Here is a 19,002-nt window from a genome sequence, read left to right as displayed (position 1 = left end):
AGTTGCTCATGACACGCATATCGATATATGGCAAAGGACAGGCAGCAAAAATGCCCATGGCTGAAGTGTCAGCTTTGCCACGTTCAAGCGGGGGGGATGGCATACGTGATCACGCCTGCAAATAAACCGAAACGGCATATCTGGCGCTGGGTAGTGTTGATAATGCTTTCGCCTATCATCTTTTGGTATGTCGCCACACCTCAGGTGAGTTTTCATTTTTCTGACAAAGGCCGAGGACGACTCGGCTACATCTTGAATGTCCAGCACGACATATCAAAAGGCGAGATCTACCCGGGTGAAGCCACCGGCGGCGCCGGCCACATTTTCCCGAACGACCAATTTTTCATGGAGTTTGATTGGAACCACCGTGGGAAATCGCACTGCATCCGTGTCAAACCCAGATGGCCAAGTATTGACATCTACCTCGGTGCAGACGGTGCAATAGATAGCCGCACCGATGGCAGATTCATTGAAGCCTGCGGGTCATTTCCGCAATAGAAGCAAAAGACCCGCCTAGGCGGGTCTTCTGCTCATCGACTTACTGCAGATGCACTTTAAGTTCGGCGCCCGCCTGCCTCATCGCAGCCTTCACCTCAGGCACCTGGCTCAGCGGGTTGAGCAAACCATAGTCATGGATCATGCCGTTGTAGCGCACCGACGTCACCGTCACGCCAGCCGCATTCAGCTTGCGTGCATACGCCTCACCCTCGTCCCGCAGCACATCGAACTCAGCCGTCTGTACCAGTGCTGGCGGCAGGCCCTTGAGCTGTTCGCTGCTGGCGCGCAGCGGCGAGGCGTAGATCTGTTCCCGTGCCTTGGCATCGGTGGTGTAGTTGTCCCAGAACCACTTCATCATGCCAGTGGTGAGGAAGTGTCTCTCGGCGAACTGTTTGTACGAGCCAGTCTCGAAGTTGGCATCGGTCACCGGCCACAGCAGCAGCTGGAAGCGCAGCTTCGGCGTACCGGCCTCTTTGGCCTTGAGCGCCACCACCGCCGCCATGTTGCCGCCGACGCTGTTGCCAGCCACGGCCAGGCGCTTGCCGTCTACGCCGATTTCCTTGCCATGCTCGGCCACCCAGCGGGTCGCGGCATAGGCCTGGTTGATCGCGGTGGGGTAGTGCGCTTCAGGCGATGGGGTGTAGTCCACGTAGACCGCCACTGCGCCGGAGCCGACCACCAGATCGCGGATCAGCCGCTGGTGAGTCGGGAAGTCGCCCAGCACCCAGCCGCCGCCGTGGAAGAACATGAACACCGGCAATTCACCTTTGACGTTGGCCGGACGCACCACCTGCAGCTTGATCGACTGGCCGTCGGCCTGGATGGTGCGTTCCTTCACCTCGATGCCGGACAGGTCGACCTTGACCGAGGCCTGGGCACCGGTCAGCACGGCGCGGGCGTCTTTTGGGCTGAGCTGTTCCAGCGGTTTGCCGCCGCCTTTTTCCAAGGCTTCGAGGAAGGCCTGGGTGTGCTGTTCGACGCCTGGGCTGCCAGCGGCGAAGGCGCTGGACACGGACAGGGCGAGGAGGGAAGCGGTAAGGGTCTTGTGGACAATGTTCATGAGCGAATCCTTTTCTGTGCAAGTGTGGGTAATGGGCGTCTTGCCTGGCCTTCAGGGCCATCGCTGCGACCTGTGTGTAGATTAAGCAGATGCACTGGCGGGAAAAAGCGGCTATAAAGCGTTTGACTGTCACCAAGAGCGAGACAATGAACCCGTACGAAGACATGCGTATCTTTGCCCAGGTCATGGAAGCCGGTAGCTTCACTGCTGCCGCCGACCGCCTGGGCATGTCCAAGCAATCGGTCAGCCGGCGCCTGATGCAGCTCGAAGAGCGCCTCGGCGTACGCCTGCTCAACCGCTCCACTCGCCGCCTGGACGCCACGCCGCTGGGCCAGCATTACTACCAGTCGGCGCTGCGCCTGCTGGGCGAAGTGCACCAGGTAGAGCACGACATCAGCGGCCAGACCCAGGGGTTGCGCGGCACCTTGCGCCTGAGTGCGCCGTTGTCGTTCGCCATATCGCACCTGGGCTGTCTGCTGACCGAGTTTCTGCGCCTGCATCCGCAGGTGGATGTGGAGGTGGACCTCAGCGACCGCGCCGTGGACCTGATCGGCGAAGGCTATGACCTGGCCCTGCGCATTGGTGCGCTGGAGGATTCCAGCTTGATTGCGCGGCGGATCGCCAGCGTCGAACGGGTGTATTGCGCCAGCCCTGGGTATCTTGAAGTGCGTGGCGTGCCACAGCGGCCCGAGCTACTTGCCGAGCATGATTGCCTGCCCTATGGGCATTCACGGCAGGTGCAGTGGCAGTTCAAGCAAGGTGGCAAGGCGCAGGCCATTGCGGTGACCGGGCGGATGCGCGCCAACAATGGCGAGCTGCTGCGAGACGCGGCGATTGCCGGGATGGGGGTGACCTACCTGCCGACCTTCATTGTCGGGCAGGCCTTGGCGGATGGGCGCTTGGTGAGTGTGCTGGAAGACTGGACGCCGCCAGCGCTGCAACTGTCGGCGGTGTACCCGCAGCACCGGCAAGTGGCCAGGCCGGTGCAGGGGTTTGTCGAGTTCTTGCGCGAGCGGTTGGCGCAGCTTTAATTATCCAAGCTAACCATCCCACCCTCGAATTCCGCCATGGCATCCAGCATGGCTTCTCGGAAATAGGCCAATGAAGGCCGATCAAACAGGATCTGCAACCCACTCCCGACATTCACCACGATCACATTGATCCGCGCCGCCGAGGTTTGCGCCACGGCCCCGACCGGGAACGCCTCGGCGCGCAGGTCAACCCCGCACAGCTTGGCCATCACCGCACTGTACTGTTCGCCGGACAATTGCAGCCAGGCATGGCTGTCTTCACGCGGCAACAGGTAATTGCGCTGGGCGTCCTGCGTCCAGTCTGCTTCTTCGGCGGCAACCCTCGCGCCTTGGTCACTGAGGCTTCCCAGCAGCAGGTATTCGGTGGCCGACAACCGCGCCACCCACCCCCCATCGTCCTGGCGCAGTGCCTGGTTGGGCTGTGAGGGCAAACGGTAGCCACGCGCTTGCAGGTAGGCCGCACTGTCGCCGCCCCGGAAACCCACCCGCGGCAGGTCGGTCAGGTCGGCCAACGCGCAGCGCTCGGCCTGAGGGGCGGGTGTGAGGAAAGCTTGTGTCTTCAGGCTGGTCATGGCTCAAAGCTCCTGGCGCAGGTTGTCGGGATCATGGAAGGGCAGTTGCACCACCTTGGCATTGACCATCACGCCACCCTCGACGCGGATTGGAATATGCATGCCCGGCGTGGCTTGGTGGGCGCCAGCGTAGGCCAGGCCGATGATCTGCCTGAGGGTCTGCGAGTACTCGCAGGAAGTGACGTTGCCACTGATGTCCGGTCCGTCCAGCACCAAATGACCTTCCAAAGGTTGCGGACTGCCCTTGGGCAGGGTGAAACCGACCAGCTTGCGCTTGAGCGGTTGCGCTTCGAGAATCTCGATCGAACGTTTGCCGACGAAGAACGGCTTCTTGCGGCCGATCGCCCATTGCATGTCGATCTCGGCCGGGTGGGTCATGCCGTCGGTGTCCTGGCTGATGATCACGTGGCCTTTTTCCAGGCGCAGCAGGCGCTGGGTCTCGACGCCGAATGGGCGGATACCCATCCCGGCGCCGGCCTGCATCAACGCGTCCCACAGGCGTTCGGCATGGCGTGCCGGCACATGCACCTCAAAGCCCAGCTCGCCGACGAAGCCGACACGCAGGATGCGCGCGGGGATGCCGGCCACCGTGCCAAGGCGTGCACCCAGGTAGGGGAACGCTTCGGCCGATACGTCCACATCCTCGCAAGCATTGGCCAGCACCTGGCGGGACAAGGGGCCGGCAAGATTGACGGCAGCCAGCGCAGCCGTGACGTTGGTGATGTCGACGTCCAGACGCCACTGCGCATTCCACTTGAGCATCTGTTGGTAGATACGGTCGACGCCACTGGTGGTGGCCGTGACATAGAAGTGCTGTTCGGCTAGGCGGGCGCAAACCCCATCGTCGATCACCACACCGTGCTCGTTGGTCATCAGCGCATAGCGCGTGCGGCCGATGGCCAGCTTGGCGAAGCCGAAGGTGTACAGGCGTTCGAGCAGTTCGGCGGCGTCGGGGCCGCGCACGTCCAGGCCGCCCAGGGTGGAGACATCGATCAGCCCGACTTTCTCGCGCACATGGCGGGCTTCCTCTTGCATGCAATGGTCGCGGTGCTCCGGCTTGCCATAAAAAGCAGGGCGCTGCCAAATGCCGGCGGGCATCATTTTCGCGCCCGCTTCCAGATGGCGGCGATGCATCGGCGTCTGCCGGTACGGGTCGAAGGCGCGGCCTGCCACATGGGCCAGCTTTTCCGCCACGAAGGGTGGCCGCGCGGTGGTTACGCCAGTCTCGCTGATGCTGCGCCCCGTGGCCTGTGCCACCAGGCGTGCAGTCGGCAGGGCCGAGTGACGGCCTTGGGACGGGCCCATGCCGACCGTGGAAAAGCGCTTCACCAGTTGCACGTCGCGATAGCCGCTGCGGGTGGCGTTGACGATGTCGCGCACTTGCAGGTCCTCGTCAAAATCGACGAAATCCTTGCCCTTTGGGTGCGGGAAGATCGGCCAGGGGAAATTGACCCTGGCCTCGGGGCTGAACGTCACCGCCGCCGGGGCTTGCAGGCCGAGCGCCGCGACGGCCTCGGCGGCGCCTCGGGTGGCATCGGCCAGCACATTCTCCAGGCGATGTCGGCCGTTCACCGAGCCTGCGATATCCAGCCCAGCCGGCAGGTTGCTGAGGGCGAACTCGTCGCGGTTGACGTCATACGCCAGCTTGCCGCCCGCCTGGCACAGCAGTTGATACACCGGCATGTAGCCGGCCGACATGCACAGCAGGTCGCAGGCCAGGCGTAAACCATGCTCGCCGACCTTGCCAAGGCCGGTGATCGGGCGGATGTCGACGCCGCTGACATGGCGCATCCCCTTGTCGTGCAGGGCTTCATAAACCGTACTGCCCAGGTGCAGGGGAATGTCACGGCGCTTGAGCTCGCTGGCCAGCGCGGCCTCGGTGGGCGCGGCGCGCATGTCCACCAGGGCGGCGATGGCCACGCCTTGCTCCTGCAGGTCGAAGGCGGCCAGGTAGCCGTCGTCGTGGCCGGTGAGAATCACTGCCCGCTGCCCCGGCTTGACCGCGTACAGCTTCATCAGCCGCTGCGCGGCGCTGGTCAGCAAAACGCCAGGCAGGTCATTGTTGCGGAACACCACTGGCTGGTCGAACGAACCTGCAGCCACCAGGCAGCGCGTGGCGCGAACCTTGTACATGCGGCGGTGCTGGATCACCGGCAGATAGTTGTCGGTGAACCAACCGTTGCAGGTGGCTTGGAGCAGTACCTGGATGTTCGGGTGGCCTTCGACGGCGCCGAGCAGCTCCTGGCGCAGGCTGGCCGCGCGGGTACCTTCGATGTCGAAGCGGGCGTAGGTGAGCGAGCCGCCCAATACCGGTTGTTGCTCGATCAGCAGCACCCTGGCCCCGGCATTGGCGGCGTCCAACGCCGCGCGCAGGCCCGCCGGACCGCCGCCGATCACGGCCAGGTCAACGAACAGATAGGCCTTGTCGTGATACTGCGGCTTGAAGCTTTGATCGAGCACGCCGAGGCCGGCCTTCTTGCGGATCAGTGGTTCCCAGACCTTCCACATTCCTTTGGGCTTATAGAACGAGCGGTAGTAGAAGCCGACCGGCATGAACCGCGAAAACTTGCCCAGGTAAGCATCCCGGTCGTGCTCCAGGCTGCCATTGAAGTTCTGTCCTTCGACCACCAGCCCGTCGCAGGCGGCATGCATGTCGGCCAGCACGTTAGGCTCGTCGGGCAGTTGCACCAGGGTGTTGGCATCCTGTCCGGCGAGGCTCAGCGGCCCGCGTGGGCGGTGGCACTTGAACGAGCGCGACAGCAGCCAGCGGCCTTCGCCGAGCAGGGCACTGGCGATGCTGTCACCGGCGAAGCCCTGGCAGGCCTGGCCATCGAAGATGAAACGCAGCGGCCGCTCACGGTCGATCAGCAGGCCCATGGGCGCGGGGAGGCGAGTGAGGCTGTTCATCCGGCGATCTCCGGGGTGGCGGCGGGGGTAAAGTCGACCCGGCGGTCGAACACGGCTTTAGGGTCGAAGGTGCGCAGCACCTGGTCGCTGACCGTGTGACGCTCGGCCAAAAACCAGTAACTGGAGGCGTTGTGCAGCCACCACTCGGTGACCACACCGGCGTGGTTGTCGCTGTTGAACACGTAGTCGGCCCATTCGGCGTCGCTGCAGGCGGCCGGGTCGGGCATCGGCTTGAACTCGCCGCCGTAGGTGAACTCGCTGATGTTGCGCGGGCCGTTCAAGGGGCAGGTCAGGATCTTCATCGTGCGTTCCTCTAGTGGCTGGCCGCAGTGGCGCCCATTTCGTTGACTTGCTGGAAGCGGCTGAAGCGCTCCAGGGCGAAGGGCGCGATCATCGGCGGTACCTTGCCGCCGCTGGCGACCAGCTCGGCCATGGTCTTGCCGCAGATGGGCGTAGCCTTGAAGCCCCAGGTGCCCCAGCCGGCGTCCAGGTAATAGTTGTCGACTGGCGACAGGCCCATGATCGGGCTGTAATCCGGGGTCATGTCGGTGATCCCGGCCCACTGGCGCATCAGCTTGGCGTTGGCCATGAACGGGAACATCTCGATGGCGTGGGCCAGCAGGCTTTCCTTGAGGTCGAGGGTGGAGCGGGTGTTGTACAGCGGGTAGGGGTCGGAGCCGCCACCGAAGACGATCTCGCCTCGGCTGGTCTGCTGCACGTAGCAGTGCAGCGCGGAGGAGCTGACCAGTGGATCGAGAAACGGCTTGAACGGCTGGGTGACCATGGCCTGCAGCGGGTAGGTGTGGATGGGCGCGCGGATGCCAGCCTTGGCTAACAGCTGCGAGCTGGCGCCGGCCACCGCCTGCACCACGCAACCGCACTGCACGGTGCCACGGTTGGTCTTGACCGCCTCTATGCGGCCATTGCGGATCAGCAGGTCCTGCACCTCGGTCAACTGATGGATTTCCACACCGCGCTTGGCCGCCTGTTTGGCGTAACCCCAGGCCACGGCGTCGTGGCGCGCGGTGGCGCCGTCGATGTGCCACAGGCCGGCCAGCACCGGCAGGTGGCCGGGGTCGAGGTTCAGGCTGGGTACCAGCTCGCGAATCTGCTGGCGGTCGAGCATCTCGGTGCGTCCGCCGAAGTGCTTGTTGACCTCGGCGCGCTGGCGGAATGCGCGCACGGTGGCGTCGGTGTGCGCCAGGGTCAGCTGGCCGCGCTCGGAGTACATGATGTTGAAGTCGAATTCGTTGGACAGGTTCTGGAACATCCGCACCGACTCTGCGTAAAAGCGCACGCCTTCGCTGGTGAGGTAGTTGGAGCGGATCACCGCCGTGTTTCGTGCGGTATTGCCGCCGCCCAGGTAGGCCTTTTCCAGCACCGCGACGTTGGTGATGCCGTGGTACTTGGCCAGGTAGTAGGCGATGGCCAGGCCGTGGCCGCCGCCGCCGATGATCACCACGTCATAGCGCGGCTTGAGTTCGCACGGCGGGGGCAGGTCGACGTCCACCGGGTAGTCGGCGCTCAGGCCGTATTTCAGCAGGGCGAAAGGCATGCGGTGCGCTCCTGTTGGGCGGCCTGCTGCTGCAGGTCGAGGGCGAGCAGGGTGTTTTTCATCAGGTAGGCGATGGTCATCGGCCCGACCCCACCGGGGACTGGCGTGATGGCAGCGACCTGCGGCAGCGCAGCAGTAAAGTCGACGTCGCCGACCAGACGACTGCGGCCATCCTCATCGATTCGGTTGATGCCGACATCGATCACCACCGCGCCGGGCTTGAGCCAGTCGGCACCGATAAGGCGTGGCTTGCCGACTGCCGCCACCAGAATGTCGGCCTGGCGGCAGAGCGCCGGCAAGTCCTGGCTACGCGAGTGCACCACGGTCACCGTGCAGTCGGCTTGTAGCAGCAGCGCTGCCATGGGCTTGCCAACGATGTTCGAGCGGCCGATCACCACTGCATGCTTGCCGCGCAGCTCGCCGCAGGCATCGCGCAGCAGGCGCATGCAGCCACTGGGCGTGCACGGGGTGAGGACGTCGCGGCCCTGGGCCAGCCCGCCGACGTTTTCGCTGTGAAAGCCATCCACGTCCTTGAGCGGGCTGATGGCCTGCAGCACGCAGTGTTCGTCGATATGCGCCGGCAACGGCAACTGCACGAGGATGCCGTTGACTGCACTGTCGCGGTTGAGGCGGTCGATCAGGGTCAGCAAGTGGGCTTGGCTGGTCTCGGCGGGGAGGCGATGCACCACGGAGCGGATGCCCACTTCCTCGGCGCGCAGCACCTTGTTGCGCACATACACCTGGCTGGCTGCGTCGGCGCCCACCAGCACCACCGCCAGGCCCGGCTGCACGCCGGCGTGGCGCAAGGTCTGCACCTGTTCACGGACCTCGGCCAGCACCCGCGCTGCGGCAGCCCTGCCGTCGATCAGCTTGATGGTTGGGATGGCGTTCATTTGAAGATCACCGTGCGGTCATGGTTGAGGAACACCCGGTGTTCGAGGTGGTACTTGACAGCGCGCGACAGCGCGATGGTTTCCGTGTCCCGGCCAATCGCCACCAGGTTTTCGGGGGCGTAGGCGTGATCGACGCGCTGCACTTCCTGCTCGATGATCGGCCCCTCGTCGAGGTCGCTGGTGACGTAATGGGCGGTGGCGCCGATCAGCTTGACCCCGCGCTGGTAGGCCTGGTGATAGGGCTTGGCGCCCTTGAACCCTGGCAGGAACGAGTGGTGGATGTTGATCGCCCGGCCTGACAGCTGGCGGCACAGGTCGTCGGAGAGGATCTGCATGTAGCGCGCCAGCACCACCAGTTCGGTGTCGCTGTCCTCGACGATGCGCATCAACGCAGCCTCTTGCTCGGCCTTGGTGTCCTGGGTCACCGGCAGGTAGACGAAGCGGATGCCCTGGCGCTCTGCCATGGGGCGCAGGTCCAGGTGGTTGGAGACCACGGCGGTGATGTGCATGTCCAACTCGCCCTTGGCGTGGCGGTAGAGGAGGTCGGACAGGCAGTGGTCGAACTTGCTGACCATCAACAGGACGCGCATCGGCCGGGCGCTGCTGTGCAGGCTCCAGTCCATTTCGAAGCGCTGGGCGACATCGTCAAAGCCCGCTTGCAGCTGGGCGGTGTCAGCGCTGACGCCGGTGTTGTAGCGGAACACTGCACGCATGAAGAAACGGCCATTGTCCTCGTCATCGAACTGCGCCATCTCGCTGATGTAGCAACCGTGCTCGGCCAGGTAGGTGGTCACCGCAGCGACGATCCCGGACACGGCCGGGCAACTGACGCGCAGGATGAAGTGATCGGGAGCGGGATGCATGTCGGGGCCTCGTGATGGAGTGGGGCAGGTCGGGCACAAGGGCGAAATGATGTTTCTTGTTAGGAATATAAATTTCCTTTTGGCGATTTATAGGCGAAGAGCGGGGTCACGGTCTAGCGTTTTGTGAAATTTTTTATCCTGTCAGGAAACTTTCTTGCGGGGGCGGGAGGGTCCGCAAACGTCCCGCTTCGGGCTATGCTTGGCCCATGAGCACACCACCTGCCCTTCGCCAACCTTGCCCCCCTGGCGCTTGTGATTGCGGCCGCGAACAGCTGGCTGAGCACTCGCCGGCGGCGCAGCGCATCCTCTTGCTAAATCGTCAGGAGGAAAAGCGCCTGCTCGAGCGCCTGGAAAACCTCAAGGACCTGGAAGACCTGCAGCGTCTGCAAACAAGGATGTTCGAGAACCTCGGCATCCGCGTGCACGTTGCCCCCGGTTACAACGAGGTGCGCACCATGCGCGGCATCGTCATTGAACTCGACGCCCAACCCGGTTTATGTCGCAAGACCCGACAAGCGATCCCAGCGGCTATTCGACGGGGTCTGGAGCGCAATCCGCAGGTGGCGTTTCGCCTGCTGGATGCGCATGATCTGCTGAGGGATGCCTGACGCTTTAAGTCTCACGCAAGCGACCCCTAATTTTTCGGAAGTTTCCCACGTCTACTTGAGAGCCGCCCTGCGCCAAGCGCGTAGCGGCATCCCTCATTCAAGGAGACAGGCAATGACTTCCGTTTTCGACCGCGACGATATCCAGTTCCAGGTAGTGGTCAACCACGAAGAGCAATATTCCATCTGGCCCGACTACAAGGCGATCCCCAACGGCTGGCGCGCCGTGGGCAAAAGCGGCCTGAAGAAGGACTGCCTGGCTTACATCGATGAGGTCTGGACCGACATGCGCCCGCTCAGCCTGCGTCAGAAGATGGCCGACGCTGCCGCACAGTGACCGCAATCAACCTGCTGTGCCTTCCGTATTCCGGGGCCAGTGCCATGGTCTACAGCCGCTGGCGGCGCAAGCTGCCAGGCTGGCTGCAGGTGCGCCCGGTCGAGCTGCCGGGGCGCGGCGCGCGCATGGGCGAGCCGCTGCAGACCGACATGCAGGCCCTGGCTCGGCAACTGGCGGCAGAGCAGCGCCTCGCAGCTGCTACGCCGTATGCATTGCTGGGCCATAGCCTGGGCGCGCTGCTGGCCTTCGAGCTCGCCCACGAGCTGCAGGCGCTGGGCTGCCCGCCTCCGCTGGCGCTGATTGCCTGTGGTACCGCAGCGCCCACCCGGCGTGAAGACTACGACGGCAAGAACTGGCGCGACCCCAAGACCGACCACGAGCTGAAGCTCGAGTTGCGCGAGCTCAACGGCACCCCGGAAGAGGTGCTGGCCAATGAAGAGCTGATGAGCCTGACCTTGCCGATTCTGCGTGCCGACTTTCTGCTGTGTGGCCGTTATGCCTATCGCCAACGGCCAGCCTTGGCGTGCCCGCTGCACGTATTCGGGGGTGAAGACGACCGGGCCAACGAGGGGCAGCTGTTGGCCTGGGGCAAGGAAACCCAGGACGCATTCACCTTGCGCATGTTCCCTGGCAGCCACTTCTTCATCCATGAGCAGGAAGACCGCGTTCTCGCTGCACTGGCTGAGTCGCTGGAGCCCCATCGCCTCTGCGCCTGATTGACGTCTCCGCTTGCCTGGGGGAGGCTAGGCCTTTTCCCAGGCAAGAGTCAGACCATGCTGATCGATCCTCTCAAGGCCACGCTGCTGGCCGTCGACATCCAGGAAAAACTCATTGGTGCAATGAGCGACCCCGAGGGCACTCGCGCCCGTGCGCGTTGGTTGCTGGCCGCCAGTGCCGAGCTGGAGTTGCCGGTGGTGATTTCCGAGCAGTACCCCAAAGGCCTGGGCCATACCCTGCCTGAGCTGATCGCTGCGGCACCGGCGGCCGAGGTGGTGGAAAAGAATCATTTTTCCTGCGTGGCGGCGCAGTGCCTGCCCGCCAGCCTGATGGCCCGCGAGCAGGTGATCGTCTGCGGCATGGAAACCCACGTATGCGTGTTGCAGACCGTGCTCGGCCTGCTGAGCCTGGGCAAGCAGGTGTTCGTGGTCGAGGATGCCTGCGACAGCCGCACACCGGCGAACAAGGCAGCAGGGCTTGCGCGCATGCGCCAGGCCGGTGCGCATATCGTCACGCGAGAGATGGTCCTGTTCGAGCTGATGGGCAGCGCCAGCCATCCGCAGTTCCGCCATATCAGCAAAACCTACCTCGTCGGAGATCAGCCCTGAACGCTCGGCTATTGGCGACCGGGTTGATGGCCTTGGCACTGCTGCAAGGTTGCGCAGGGCGCCGCGAGGAAGAGCCCGAGGCCGACCCCGCCAAGGTGCGCGCCCAGCTCATGCGGCTGTTGCCTGCCCAGGCCAAGGACCGTGCGGGGTGGGCCAAGGATATCCAGGTAGCGTTCGAGGCCCAGCGCATCGCGCCGAGCAAGCGCAACCTGTGTGCGGTACTGGCGGTGACCGAGCAGGAGTCGACCTTCAATGCCGACCCGCAAGTGCCCAACCTGGGGCGCATCGCCCGCGCCGAGATCGACCGCCGCGCGGCAAGCCTTCACGTTCCGCGTTTGCTGGTCGATGGCGCGCTGAACACGCCCTCGGGCAATGGCCAGACCTACCAGCAACGGCTGCTCGCAGTGCGCAGCGAGAGGCAGCTGAGCGCGCTGTACGACGAGTTCATCGCCCGCCTGCCGCTGGGCAAGACGTTGCTCGGTGGGCTCAACCCGGTGCATACCGGTGGGCCGATGCAGGTCAGTGTCGAGTTCGCCGAGCAACATGCCAAGGATTACCCCTACACCTACGACGGCACAATTCGCCAGGAAGTGTTCAGCCGCCGGGGTGGCATGTACTTCGGCATTGGCCATCTGTTGGGCTACCCCGCGCATTACGAGCGCCAGCTCTACCGTTTTGCTGACTTCAACGCCGGTTGGTACGCCAGCCGTAACGCTGCGTTCCAGGCTGCGCTGAGCGAGGTAACGGGGGTGGCATTGGCGCTCGATGGCGACCTGATCGCCCCAGGCGCGATCATGCCCGGCGCTACCGAACAGGCGGCGCGCAAGTTGGGGGTGAAGCTGGGGCTGCGCAACCCGCAGATCCGCAGCCAACTGGCGCTGGGCGACAGCCTGGCGTTCGAGGACAGCAAGCTGTATAGCGGGGTGTTCGCCCTGGCTGATGCGGCGGCGGGTAAGCCGGTGGCGCGGGCGCGATTGCCGGGGATCGAGCTGAAGAGCCCGAAGATTACTCGCAAGCTGACTACAGCGTGGTTTGCGGGGCGGGTGGATGAGCGGTATCAACGGTGCATGAAGCGTTAGAAATTTGCTGTTTGGTCTGGCCTCATCGCGGCTGAAGCCGCTCCTACGGGTACAGCGCAACCCGTAGGAGCGGCTTCAGCCGCGATGAGGCCGGAACAGGCAGCATCACCCTTTGCTCAATGCCCCAACCACCTGATCGACACTGGCCTTGAGCCCGGCCACGACATCTTCAGGGTCACTTTCCACAACCAACAACTTGGCCCCCGAGGCCTTGATCACCTCGGCCACGGCAGCATCCGGCTGGCGATGGTCCAGCACCAGCGCCACATCCTGCTCCTTGAGGTTTTCACCCAGCGCCTTGAGCGCCGCCTGATCCCACTTGCCATCGGCTGGAAGCGCCTGCTCCACAACATCCAGATTCAGGCCGCTGGCCAGGTAGCCCAGGCGCTCGGACAGGCTGACCACGCTCAAATTATCGGCCTTGGCCAGCTGCGTCTGGCTGTTGGCCGTCAATTCCAGCAGCTGGCGCTTGAGCCCCGCCAGGTTGCCCTGGATCTTCGCCTTGTCGGCAGGCGCCAGGCGCTCCAGGTCGTTGGCCAGCACATCGGCCATGCGCCCGAAGTTGGTCGGGTTCAGCCAAGGGTAGGCGGCGTAGGCGTCGTCGCCGCTGACTGCGATACCCGGCAGCGCGCCGTCCACCGGCCGTGCGGCATCGATTTCGACGATACGGATATTGCTGCGCCGAGCCATTGGATACAGCGGGTCGTCGCGCCAGATCGAGCGCACACCGATCACCGCATCTGCCTGTTGCGCGGCTTTCGCCAGGCTGGCGCCGCCTCGGCTGCTGAAATAGGCGGGCTGGCGGCTGGCCGGCAAGTTGGCCGGAGCAGCCCGCTTGAGCTGCACGGAAGTGCCGTCGAGCAAGGCCGTGGCCAGGCTGTGGGTGACCGGCAGGGTGGTCAACACTTCGGTGGCAGATGAAAGCGAAGGCAGGCCTGCGATAGCCAATGCCAGTGTCAGCTGTTTCAGGTTCATGCCGGGTTTCCTTGCAGGCGTGGGATGAGGGCGCGGGCCAGGGCGGCGAGGGCGAAGCAGATGCCGGCGACCAGGATGATTGCGGCACCCGACGGCACCGGCAGGTCGAAGACGATCGGCAGCAGAATGCCCAGCAGCGTGCTCAGCGTGGCGATCAGCACCGAGATGAAGAAAAAGCCTTTGAGCGACTGGCTGACCAGGCGTGCGGCAGCGGCTGGAATCACCAACAGTGCGCCAACCAGGATGGCCCCGATTACCTTCACCGAGGCTACGGTGACCAAGGTCACGAGCCCGACGAACAGGTAGTCGAGCGTCTTCACCGCAACGCCTCGTACCGCTGCCAACTGAGGGTTGAAACTGGCCAGCATGATGCGGTTGTAAAGCGGTAGGGCCAGCGCCAGCACCAGCGTGGCGACGACCCCAAGCACCACCAGATCATGCGCGCTGACGGTCAGCACTGAACCGAACAGCACGTTTTCGAGAATATGCACGTTGATCTTGCCCGCCAGCATCAGCAACAGGCTCGCACCCAGCGCCAAAGACACCGACAGAAACACACCAATCAAGGTATCGGGTGACAGCCCGGTGCGATTGCGCAGGAAGTTGAGCAGTATGCCGAACAACAGGCAGTAGCCGAACAGGCTGCCATAAGGGCCGGTATAGGGTTCGCCGAGCAGGATACCGATGGCTACACCGGTCAGGGCGGCATGGCCGACGGCTTCGGAGAAGAAGGCAAAACGCTTGACCACCACCAGGGTGCCCAGGCCGCCGAGCACCGGGCCGATCATCAGGCCGGCAATCAGCGCATTGATCACGAAACCGTAGGCCAGCGCCTCCGGCAGATAGCCAGCGCTAGCCCATTCCTGGACCAGTTGGCGGAATGCTTCATAGCTCATCAGGCGAGGCTCTCGCTGCGCGGGTGGACGGAGAACAGGCTGAGCAGGCGCTCCGGGGTCAGGGCCTGGGCCGGTGGGGCGTCGAACAGCACCTGGCGGCTCAGGCCGGTGACCCGGTCGGCCAGACGCAGCACGGCTTGCAGGTCGTGTTCGATCCACAGCACGGTGGTCCCGGCCTGGCGCCAACCGTGCAGCAGTTGCTCGAACACCTGGATGCCGGCTTCGTCGAGTGCCGACATGGGTTCATCGAGCACCAGCAGTTGAGGCTCAGGGATCAAGCCCTGGGCCAGCAGCACGCGCTGGCGTTCACCGCCGGAGAGTGCGCCCATGCGCCGCTTGCGCTTGTCGAGCATGCCGACCCGGGCCAGCGCCGCGTCGATTTCCGGCTGCACGCGGCGTGACAAGCCGAGGAAGGCCGGGCGCCGTTGGCACATCGCGGCCATGAAGTCGTCCACGGTCATTGGCAGGCCACGGTCAAACTCCAGCGCCTGCGGTACATAGCCGATCACCTGCTGTTCGCCCGGCCAGTGCAGGGTCAGTTGGCCCTGGTGCGGCATCTGCCCCAGCAGGGTCTTGATCAGCGAGCTCTTGCCGCCACCATTGGGCCCGACGATGGCGTGCACGCTGCCGGCGGCAACGTTGAATTCGACCCCTTCAAGGATGCGTGTGCGGCCAAGCGTCAGGTCGATGCCGGCGAATTCGATGCGCGGGCCGCCGGCCACCACGAGGTTGGCGGCGGCGGTCATGCGCGGTTCTCCTGGATGGCGCGGACCACGGTGTCGAGGTTGCGCTTCATTTCCACTTCGTATTTTTCCTTGGTGTATTCGCCATAGGAAATGTGGGTCAGCGGATACAGGCGCACGCCGGACTCGCGCTGGATGGTTTCGACGTACGCCGACGGGAAGTCCATTTCCGAGAATATCACCTTGACGTCCAGGGCCTTGAGCTGGTCGATGGTCTTCTTCAGTTGCGCGGGGCTTGGCTCGATGCCGTGGGCCGGCTCGACCACGGCGGTGACTTCCAGGCCGAAGTCGCGGACCAGGTAGTCGTAGGCGGCGTGGATGGTCGCGACACGGAAGTTGGCGCCGGGGGCCTCGGTGACCTTGGCCAGGGCCTCGGCACGCAAAGTGCGCAGGCGCTTGGCATAGGCGCGGGCGTTCTGGGTGTAGAACTTGGCGTTGTCCGGGTCGAGCTTGCCCAGTTCGCGGGCGATGTTGTTGACCTGGGCGATGGTGGTGCTGATCGACAGGAACGTGTGCGGGTTGACCACCTTGCCGGCGCCGCGCGCCGCGATGCCGGTGGCGGCAAGCAGTGGCACGTTCTGGTTGGCTTCGATGGTCTTGATGTCGGGTTTTTCGCTGGCGGCGATCATGCGGTCGGCGAAATCGTCATGGCCGACGCCATTGAGCACCACCACGTCCAGGCTGCCGATGCGCTTGATGTCCTCGGCGCGTGGTTCATAGGCATGCGGGTTGAAACCTGCCGGAATCAGCGGCACCACTTCGGCCTTGTCGCCGACGATGTTGGTCACATAGCTGTAATAAGGGTGCAGGGTGATGCCGATGCGCAGCGGTTTGCCGCTGTCGGCCACGGCCAGGGCCGGCAGGGCGAGGGCCAAAAGCAGGGCGAAGGCGGAACGGAACATGGAAAATTTCCTTGGATTCAGTGACGGTGTTCGCGGGTAACCCCGGCGTCGTAATGGCTGACCACTTGCTGCCAACCGGCGGCGACCAGGGCGGTTTGGCCGAGATCGTCCGGCACTACGGCGGCGCTGTCGCGGCGCAGCCAGACGTCGGCCTCGCCGCTGCTGTCGCCTGGCAGGATCAGCAGGAAACTGCCCGCGACCTCTGGTGCCTGGCTGCGGCCCAGATAGGCGCCGGCCGGTAGCCACTGCCACTGGTGGTTGCCACGGCTCTGGCTGCCGGCATCGACCACGAAGGGTGGCAGGCCTTCATCGGCCAGGGCTTGCACGTCGGGCACGGCGGCGGCTTCTTCGCGCAGCAGCTGGATCTCGTCGAACGCTACGCGCAAGTCGGTGAAGATGCCCTGTTCGGCGGCCGTCAGGTCGCGACGGGCGTCGATCTGGTGGCTGGCGATGGTCTGTTCGTCTTCACGCTCACCGCGCAGCAGCACCACCGTGGCGGCGACGATGACGATCAGCAGGCTGACCAGCAGTACGTAGAGGGTTTCGTGCCCGGCACCGGCGGGGCGCACCACCTGGGTGCGGCTGTGGGCCTGGCTGCTCATGGTTTCGCGATGTCGGCGTAGTCGACTTCGACCACGTGGCCGGGGCCTGCGTCGAACAGGACGTAGAACTCACCGTCTGGGCGCTTGAAGGTGAGGGTCGAGTCCTGGCCAAGCTTGCCACCGACCAGGACCTGCTCGTCGTAACCGATCACGTCCAGGGTTACGCCGGGGGCGCCGCTCCCGTCCGAAAAGCCACCGGTGCATTTCACCTGGCCGCCATCGACTTCTTCACATTCGCACATCGGGTTATGCGCCAGGGCAGGGCTCGCGGCCAGTACCAGTAAAGGCAGGGCGAGCCTGCGCATCAGGTGCTTCATTGTTTGCCTCCTTGTTTCTCGAGCCAGGCCAGGGTGGCCGGCGAAGCGTTGGCGAGGGGGACCGATGCCTGGTGCATGCTGCCGTCCCAGCCTTCGATAGTGATCCAGATCTGCGCGTCCGGCGCGGTGCGCGGCGGAATCGGCAGGTTGGTGGCCATGCGGTAAGGCGCGCCGAAGAAGATGGTGCCGGCAGCACGCAGGCTGCGGGGTTTTCCGATCCGCAGGTAGACGGCCTTGACCTCATTGACGCAGGCCTTGCACAGCGCGGCGTTAAAGCTCTTGAAGTAGCCCGCAGGGCCATCGGCCAGAGGGGCCTGATCCCTGACTTCGGCCAGGTCGAGGCTGTAGGGGCCGACCTGGATATTGCTGATCGGGTTCACGCCCAGCCCGGCGTCGCCGCGAAACAGCTTGGCGTCGGCAAAATACTTGGGCATGAAGCCCAGCGGGATGAGGATCAGCAGGATATTGAGGTGGAAGCGCCACTTTAGCCACCACTGCTTGAGCGGGGTGGCGGGCACAGCGTGAGCCTGGCTCATGGTTGAATCTCCGCAGGGGTTTCGCTGGCCCGCACGCGAGGGGCACGTTCACTGCGCTTGAGTGCCGCCGCGGTGGCCTGGGCAGTACGTTTGGTCCAGATCAGCAAGCCGCTGAATACCATCAGGGTCAGGACCAGGCCGAAGAAGAACCAGATCAGCTTGATCGGCAAACCGCCAAAGTCGCCGGTATGCAAGGGGCGCATCGATTCGGTGACGAATTCCAGGGCACTGCGGTCGCTGAGCAGGAACTGGCTGTCCACCTTGCTGGTGTAGGGGTTGACCGCTGCACTTTGGAACATCAGCGGGTACCAGCCGCGCCCGCCCATGTCGATGTGGCTATAGGCCGTGGCCGGCAGCGACACGAAGCTGATGTCCAGGCCTGGAATGGCCAGCCCGGCGATGCGCGCGGCCTCGTCCAGGTCGATGCGCGGTACCGGGCTGCCATCTTCGCTCAGCGGCACCTGTTCACGGGCGATGACCGGCACGATGGGCTCGCTGGAGATGGTGATGTGGTTATCGAACAGGATCGCCTGGATCAGGAACCAGGTGCCGGTAATCGAGATGACGGCGATGAACCAGATAGACCAGACGCCGGCCAGGCGATGCAGATCGCCCCAGAAGATGCGCGAACCGTGGCCTGTGCGGATGGGTTTGAAAAAGCCTTTCCAGAATTTCTTGTACACCACCAGGCCGGTGACCAGCGACGCCAGCATCGGCAGCCCCAGCAGCGATACCAGGTACCAGCCCCAGCTGAATCCACTGGTGAACGGTACCAGCCACCAACCGTGCAGGGCGCGGGTAAAGCCTTCGAAGTTGAAGTCGGGTGCCTTGCCCTGTATCGCACCCGTGTAAGGGTTTACGAAGAGTGTCGGGGTAGTGCCGTCTGGCAGGGTGACACGCGCGTTGAGGGCAAAGTGGTCCCCGTCCGGTTGGCTCAGGGAGCGCACGACCATCTCGGGCTCTGCCTTGTTCAGGGCAGTCAGCACTTGCTGGAAACTCAGGCGTTCTGCGCTGTCGTTGGGCTGGCTGGCGCGCACATCTGGGTTGGCCAGCCAGACGATTTCCTGGCTGACCACAGCGAGCATGCCGGTAAAGCAGACGATCAGCACGAAGAACCAGATCGGCAGGGCGAGCCAGCTGTGTACGAGGAACCACAGTTTGGACTTGGATTTTTTGGGTGATTTTGCCATCGGTCGGTCTTCTGAAAATGAGGGTCGAGCATAAGCCCAACCATGGTGGCTGCATTGATAAAGACGAATGAGAATGGAAATCCTGCCAATTTAAATGCAAGCAAATGTTTCAGAAA

At 64.0% G+C, this 19,002-nt stretch carries 22 protein-coding genes; 7 read left to right on the top strand and 15 right to left on the bottom strand.

Annotated features, from left to right (window positions below; translation table 11 throughout):
* Positions 1-96 precede the first annotated feature (96 nt).
* Positions 97-498, top strand: coding sequence for a hypothetical protein (locus tag ACIQUF_RS06680; protein ID WP_403129664.1), 402 nt, complete (start codon positions 97-99; stop codon positions 496-498).
* Positions 499-538: 40 nt separating this feature from the next.
* Here the strand turns inward: ACIQUF_RS06680 and ACIQUF_RS06675 are convergent, their stop codons facing one another.
* The gene (locus ACIQUF_RS06675; RefSeq protein ID WP_403129663.1) at positions 539-1,558 is read right to left on the bottom strand and encodes an alpha/beta hydrolase; all 1,020 of its coding nucleotides are present in this window, start codon (positions 1,556-1,558) and stop codon (positions 539-541) included.
* Positions 1,559-1,704: 146 nt separating this feature from the next.
* Here ACIQUF_RS06675 and ACIQUF_RS06670 point away from each other — a divergent pair, with 146 nt between their 5' ends.
* Positions 1,705-2,589, top strand: coding sequence for a LysR family transcriptional regulator (locus tag ACIQUF_RS06670; RefSeq protein WP_403129661.1), 885 nt, complete (start codon positions 1,705-1,707; stop codon positions 2,587-2,589).
* On the opposite strand, the gene ACIQUF_RS06665 is transcribed toward ACIQUF_RS06670, so the two are convergent.
* From ACIQUF_RS06665 to purU, 6 genes are read right to left on the bottom strand one after another with little or no spacing between them, the layout of a single operon-like run.
* Positions 2,586-3,161 carry a sarcosine oxidase gene (locus ACIQUF_RS06665; RefSeq protein ID WP_403129659.1) on the bottom strand — a complete coding sequence of 192 codons (576 nt, stop codon included), beginning with the start codon at positions 3,159-3,161 and terminating at the stop codon, positions 2,586-2,588. The genes ACIQUF_RS06670 and ACIQUF_RS06665 overlap by 4 nt on opposite strands.
* Positions 3,162-3,164: 3 nt before the next feature.
* Positions 3,165-6,068, bottom strand: a complete 2,904-nt coding sequence (locus ACIQUF_RS06660) for a 2Fe-2S iron-sulfur cluster-binding protein (RefSeq protein ID WP_403129658.1) — start codon at positions 6,066-6,068, stop codon at positions 3,165-3,167.
* Complete coding sequence (locus ACIQUF_RS06655; RefSeq protein WP_403129656.1) at positions 6,065-6,370, bottom strand: sarcosine oxidase subunit delta; 306 nt, start codon at positions 6,368-6,370, stop codon at positions 6,065-6,067. Before ACIQUF_RS06655 ends, ACIQUF_RS06660 begins: the two co-directional genes overlap by 4 nt.
* An 11-nt stretch (positions 6,371-6,381) precedes the next feature.
* A complete protein-coding gene (locus ACIQUF_RS06650) occupies positions 6,382-7,623 on the bottom strand; it encodes an FAD-dependent oxidoreductase (RefSeq protein ID WP_403129654.1) in 1,242 nt (413 codons plus the stop codon).
* Positions 7,605-8,516 (bottom strand): bifunctional methylenetetrahydrofolate dehydrogenase/methenyltetrahydrofolate cyclohydrolase FolD, encoded by a 912-nt coding sequence (folD, locus tag ACIQUF_RS06645; protein WP_403129652.1) that lies wholly within the window; start codon positions 8,514-8,516, stop codon positions 7,605-7,607. Before folD ends, ACIQUF_RS06650 begins: the two co-directional genes overlap by 19 nt.
* A complete protein-coding gene (gene purU, locus ACIQUF_RS06640) occupies positions 8,513-9,379 on the bottom strand; it encodes a formyltetrahydrofolate deformylase (protein ID WP_403129641.1) in 867 nt (288 codons plus the stop codon). Before purU ends, folD begins: the two co-directional genes overlap by 4 nt.
* A 206-nt stretch (positions 9,380-9,585) precedes the next feature.
* On the opposite strand from purU, the gene ACIQUF_RS06635 reads away from it, so the two are divergent.
* The 5 genes from ACIQUF_RS06635 (at position 9,586) to ACIQUF_RS06615 (ending at position 12,725) form a co-directional block, all read left to right on the top strand.
* The gene (locus ACIQUF_RS06635) at positions 9,586-9,987 is read left to right on the top strand and encodes a hypothetical protein (RefSeq protein ID WP_403129639.1); all 402 of its coding nucleotides are present in this window, start codon (positions 9,586-9,588) and stop codon (positions 9,985-9,987) included.
* Positions 9,988-10,099: 112 nt separating this feature from the next.
* Positions 10,100-10,321 (top strand): MbtH family protein, encoded by a 222-nt coding sequence (locus ACIQUF_RS06630; RefSeq protein ID WP_012313972.1) that lies wholly within the window; start codon positions 10,100-10,102, stop codon positions 10,319-10,321.
* The gene (locus ACIQUF_RS06625; protein WP_403129636.1) at positions 10,318-11,037 is read left to right on the top strand and encodes a thioesterase II family protein; all 720 of its coding nucleotides are present in this window, start codon (positions 10,318-10,320) and stop codon (positions 11,035-11,037) included. Before ACIQUF_RS06630 ends, ACIQUF_RS06625 begins: the two co-directional genes overlap by 4 nt.
* 57 nt (positions 11,038-11,094) lie before the next feature.
* Positions 11,095-11,646 carry a hydrolase gene (locus tag ACIQUF_RS06620; RefSeq protein WP_403129634.1) on the top strand — a complete coding sequence of 184 codons (552 nt, stop codon included), beginning with the start codon at positions 11,095-11,097 and terminating at the stop codon, positions 11,644-11,646.
* Positions 11,647-11,672: 26 nt separating this feature from the next.
* A complete protein-coding gene (locus ACIQUF_RS06615; protein WP_403129632.1) occupies positions 11,673-12,725 on the top strand; it encodes a DUF1615 domain-containing protein in 1,053 nt (350 codons plus the stop codon).
* Positions 12,726-12,830: 105 nt separating this feature from the next.
* On the opposite strand, the gene ACIQUF_RS06610 is transcribed toward ACIQUF_RS06615, so the two are convergent.
* The 8 genes from ACIQUF_RS06610 to ACIQUF_RS06575 are packed head-to-tail and all read right to left on the bottom strand — an operon-like array spanning position 12,831 to position 18,886.
* The gene (locus tag ACIQUF_RS06610; RefSeq protein ID WP_403129630.1) at positions 12,831-13,700 is read right to left on the bottom strand and encodes a metal ABC transporter substrate-binding protein; all 870 of its coding nucleotides are present in this window, start codon (positions 13,698-13,700) and stop codon (positions 12,831-12,833) included.
* The gene (locus ACIQUF_RS06605) at positions 13,697-14,596 is read right to left on the bottom strand and encodes a metal ABC transporter permease (RefSeq protein ID WP_403129628.1); all 900 of its coding nucleotides are present in this window, start codon (positions 14,594-14,596) and stop codon (positions 13,697-13,699) included. Before ACIQUF_RS06605 ends, ACIQUF_RS06610 begins: the two co-directional genes overlap by 4 nt.
* Positions 14,596-15,342, bottom strand: coding sequence for a metal ABC transporter ATP-binding protein (locus ACIQUF_RS06600; RefSeq protein WP_403129627.1), 747 nt, complete (start codon positions 15,340-15,342; stop codon positions 14,596-14,598). The genes ACIQUF_RS06605 and ACIQUF_RS06600 overlap by 1 nt, the downstream gene beginning before the upstream one ends.
* A complete protein-coding gene (locus ACIQUF_RS06595) occupies positions 15,339-16,241 on the bottom strand; it encodes a metal ABC transporter substrate-binding protein (RefSeq protein ID WP_400802211.1) in 903 nt (300 codons plus the stop codon). The genes ACIQUF_RS06600 and ACIQUF_RS06595 overlap by 4 nt, the downstream gene beginning before the upstream one ends.
* Positions 16,242-16,258: 17 nt before the next feature.
* The gene (locus ACIQUF_RS06590) at positions 16,259-16,843 is read right to left on the bottom strand and encodes a DUF6162 family protein (RefSeq protein ID WP_400802212.1); all 585 of its coding nucleotides are present in this window, start codon (positions 16,841-16,843) and stop codon (positions 16,259-16,261) included.
* Positions 16,840-17,160, bottom strand: a complete 321-nt coding sequence (locus tag ACIQUF_RS06585) for a hypothetical protein (RefSeq protein ID WP_403129626.1) — start codon at positions 17,158-17,160, stop codon at positions 16,840-16,842. The genes ACIQUF_RS06590 and ACIQUF_RS06585 overlap by 4 nt, the downstream gene beginning before the upstream one ends.
* Complete coding sequence (locus tag ACIQUF_RS06580) at positions 17,157-17,696, bottom strand: thiamine pyrophosphate-binding protein (RefSeq protein WP_403129625.1); 540 nt, start codon at positions 17,694-17,696, stop codon at positions 17,157-17,159. Before ACIQUF_RS06580 ends, ACIQUF_RS06585 begins: the two co-directional genes overlap by 4 nt.
* Positions 17,693-18,886 (bottom strand): PepSY-associated TM helix domain-containing protein, encoded by a 1,194-nt coding sequence (locus ACIQUF_RS06575; RefSeq protein ID WP_403129623.1) that lies wholly within the window; start codon positions 18,884-18,886, stop codon positions 17,693-17,695. The genes ACIQUF_RS06580 and ACIQUF_RS06575 overlap by 4 nt, the downstream gene beginning before the upstream one ends.
* Between the last annotated feature and the right edge of the window lie 116 nt (positions 18,887-19,002).

The organism is Pseudomonas sp. NPDC090233, from assembly GCF_044772285.1.
Taxonomy (GTDB): Bacteria; Pseudomonadota; Gammaproteobacteria; order Pseudomonadales; family Pseudomonadaceae; genus Aquipseudomonas.
Note: the sequence above shows the minus strand (reverse complement) of the source record. Positions and strands in the feature narration are given on the sequence as shown.

Excerpts from the sequence above, each read along its gene's own strand:
- ACIQUF_RS06680 (WP_403129664.1), top strand. The coding sequence starts at position 97 with ATGGCATACGTGATCACGCCTGCAAATAAACCGAAACGGCATATCTGG.
- ACIQUF_RS06675 (WP_403129663.1), bottom strand. The coding sequence starts at position 1,558 with ATGAACATTGTCCACAAGACCCTTACCGCTTCCCTCCTCGCCCTGTCC.
- ACIQUF_RS06670 (WP_403129661.1), top strand. The coding sequence starts at position 1,705 with ATGAACCCGTACGAAGACATGCGTATCTTTGCCCAGGTCATGGAAGCC.
- ACIQUF_RS06665 (WP_403129659.1), bottom strand. The coding sequence starts at position 3,161 with ATGACCAGCCTGAAGACACAAGCTTTCCTCACACCCGCCCCTCAGGCC.
- ACIQUF_RS06660 (WP_403129658.1), bottom strand. The coding sequence starts at position 6,068 with ATGAACAGCCTCACTCGCCTCCCCGCGCCCATGGGCCTGCTGATCGAC.
- ACIQUF_RS06655 (WP_403129656.1), bottom strand. The coding sequence starts at position 6,370 with ATGAAGATCCTGACCTGCCCCTTGAACGGCCCGCGCAACATCAGCGAG.
- ACIQUF_RS06650 (WP_403129654.1), bottom strand. The coding sequence starts at position 7,623 with ATGCCTTTCGCCCTGCTGAAATACGGCCTGAGCGCCGACTACCCGGTG.
- folD (WP_403129652.1), bottom strand. The coding sequence starts at position 8,516 with ATGAACGCCATCCCAACCATCAAGCTGATCGACGGCAGGGCTGCCGCA.
- purU (WP_403129641.1), bottom strand. The coding sequence starts at position 9,379 with ATGCATCCCGCTCCCGATCACTTCATCCTGCGCGTCAGTTGCCCGGCC.
- ACIQUF_RS06635 (WP_403129639.1), top strand. The coding sequence starts at position 9,586 with ATGAGCACACCACCTGCCCTTCGCCAACCTTGCCCCCCTGGCGCTTGT.
- ACIQUF_RS06630 (WP_012313972.1), top strand. The coding sequence starts at position 10,100 with ATGACTTCCGTTTTCGACCGCGACGATATCCAGTTCCAGGTAGTGGTC.
- ACIQUF_RS06620 (WP_403129634.1), top strand. The coding sequence starts at position 11,095 with ATGCTGATCGATCCTCTCAAGGCCACGCTGCTGGCCGTCGACATCCAG.
- ACIQUF_RS06615 (WP_403129632.1), top strand. The coding sequence starts at position 11,673 with ATGGCCTTGGCACTGCTGCAAGGTTGCGCAGGGCGCCGCGAGGAAGAG.
- ACIQUF_RS06610 (WP_403129630.1), bottom strand. The coding sequence starts at position 13,700 with ATGAACCTGAAACAGCTGACACTGGCATTGGCTATCGCAGGCCTGCCT.
- ACIQUF_RS06605 (WP_403129628.1), bottom strand. The coding sequence starts at position 14,596 with ATGAGCTATGAAGCATTCCGCCAACTGGTCCAGGAATGGGCTAGCGCT.
- ACIQUF_RS06600 (WP_403129627.1), bottom strand. The coding sequence starts at position 15,342 with ATGACCGCCGCCGCCAACCTCGTGGTGGCCGGCGGCCCGCGCATCGAA.
- ACIQUF_RS06595 (WP_400802211.1), bottom strand. The coding sequence starts at position 16,241 with ATGTTCCGTTCCGCCTTCGCCCTGCTTTTGGCCCTCGCCCTGCCGGCC.
- ACIQUF_RS06590 (WP_400802212.1), bottom strand. The coding sequence starts at position 16,843 with ATGAGCAGCCAGGCCCACAGCCGCACCCAGGTGGTGCGCCCCGCCGGT.
- ACIQUF_RS06585 (WP_403129626.1), bottom strand. The coding sequence starts at position 17,160 with ATGAAGCACCTGATGCGCAGGCTCGCCCTGCCTTTACTGGTACTGGCC.
- ACIQUF_RS06580 (WP_403129625.1), bottom strand. The coding sequence starts at position 17,696 with ATGAGCCAGGCTCACGCTGTGCCCGCCACCCCGCTCAAGCAGTGGTGG.
- ACIQUF_RS06575 (WP_403129623.1), bottom strand. The coding sequence starts at position 18,886 with ATGGCAAAATCACCCAAAAAATCCAAGTCCAAACTGTGGTTCCTCGTA.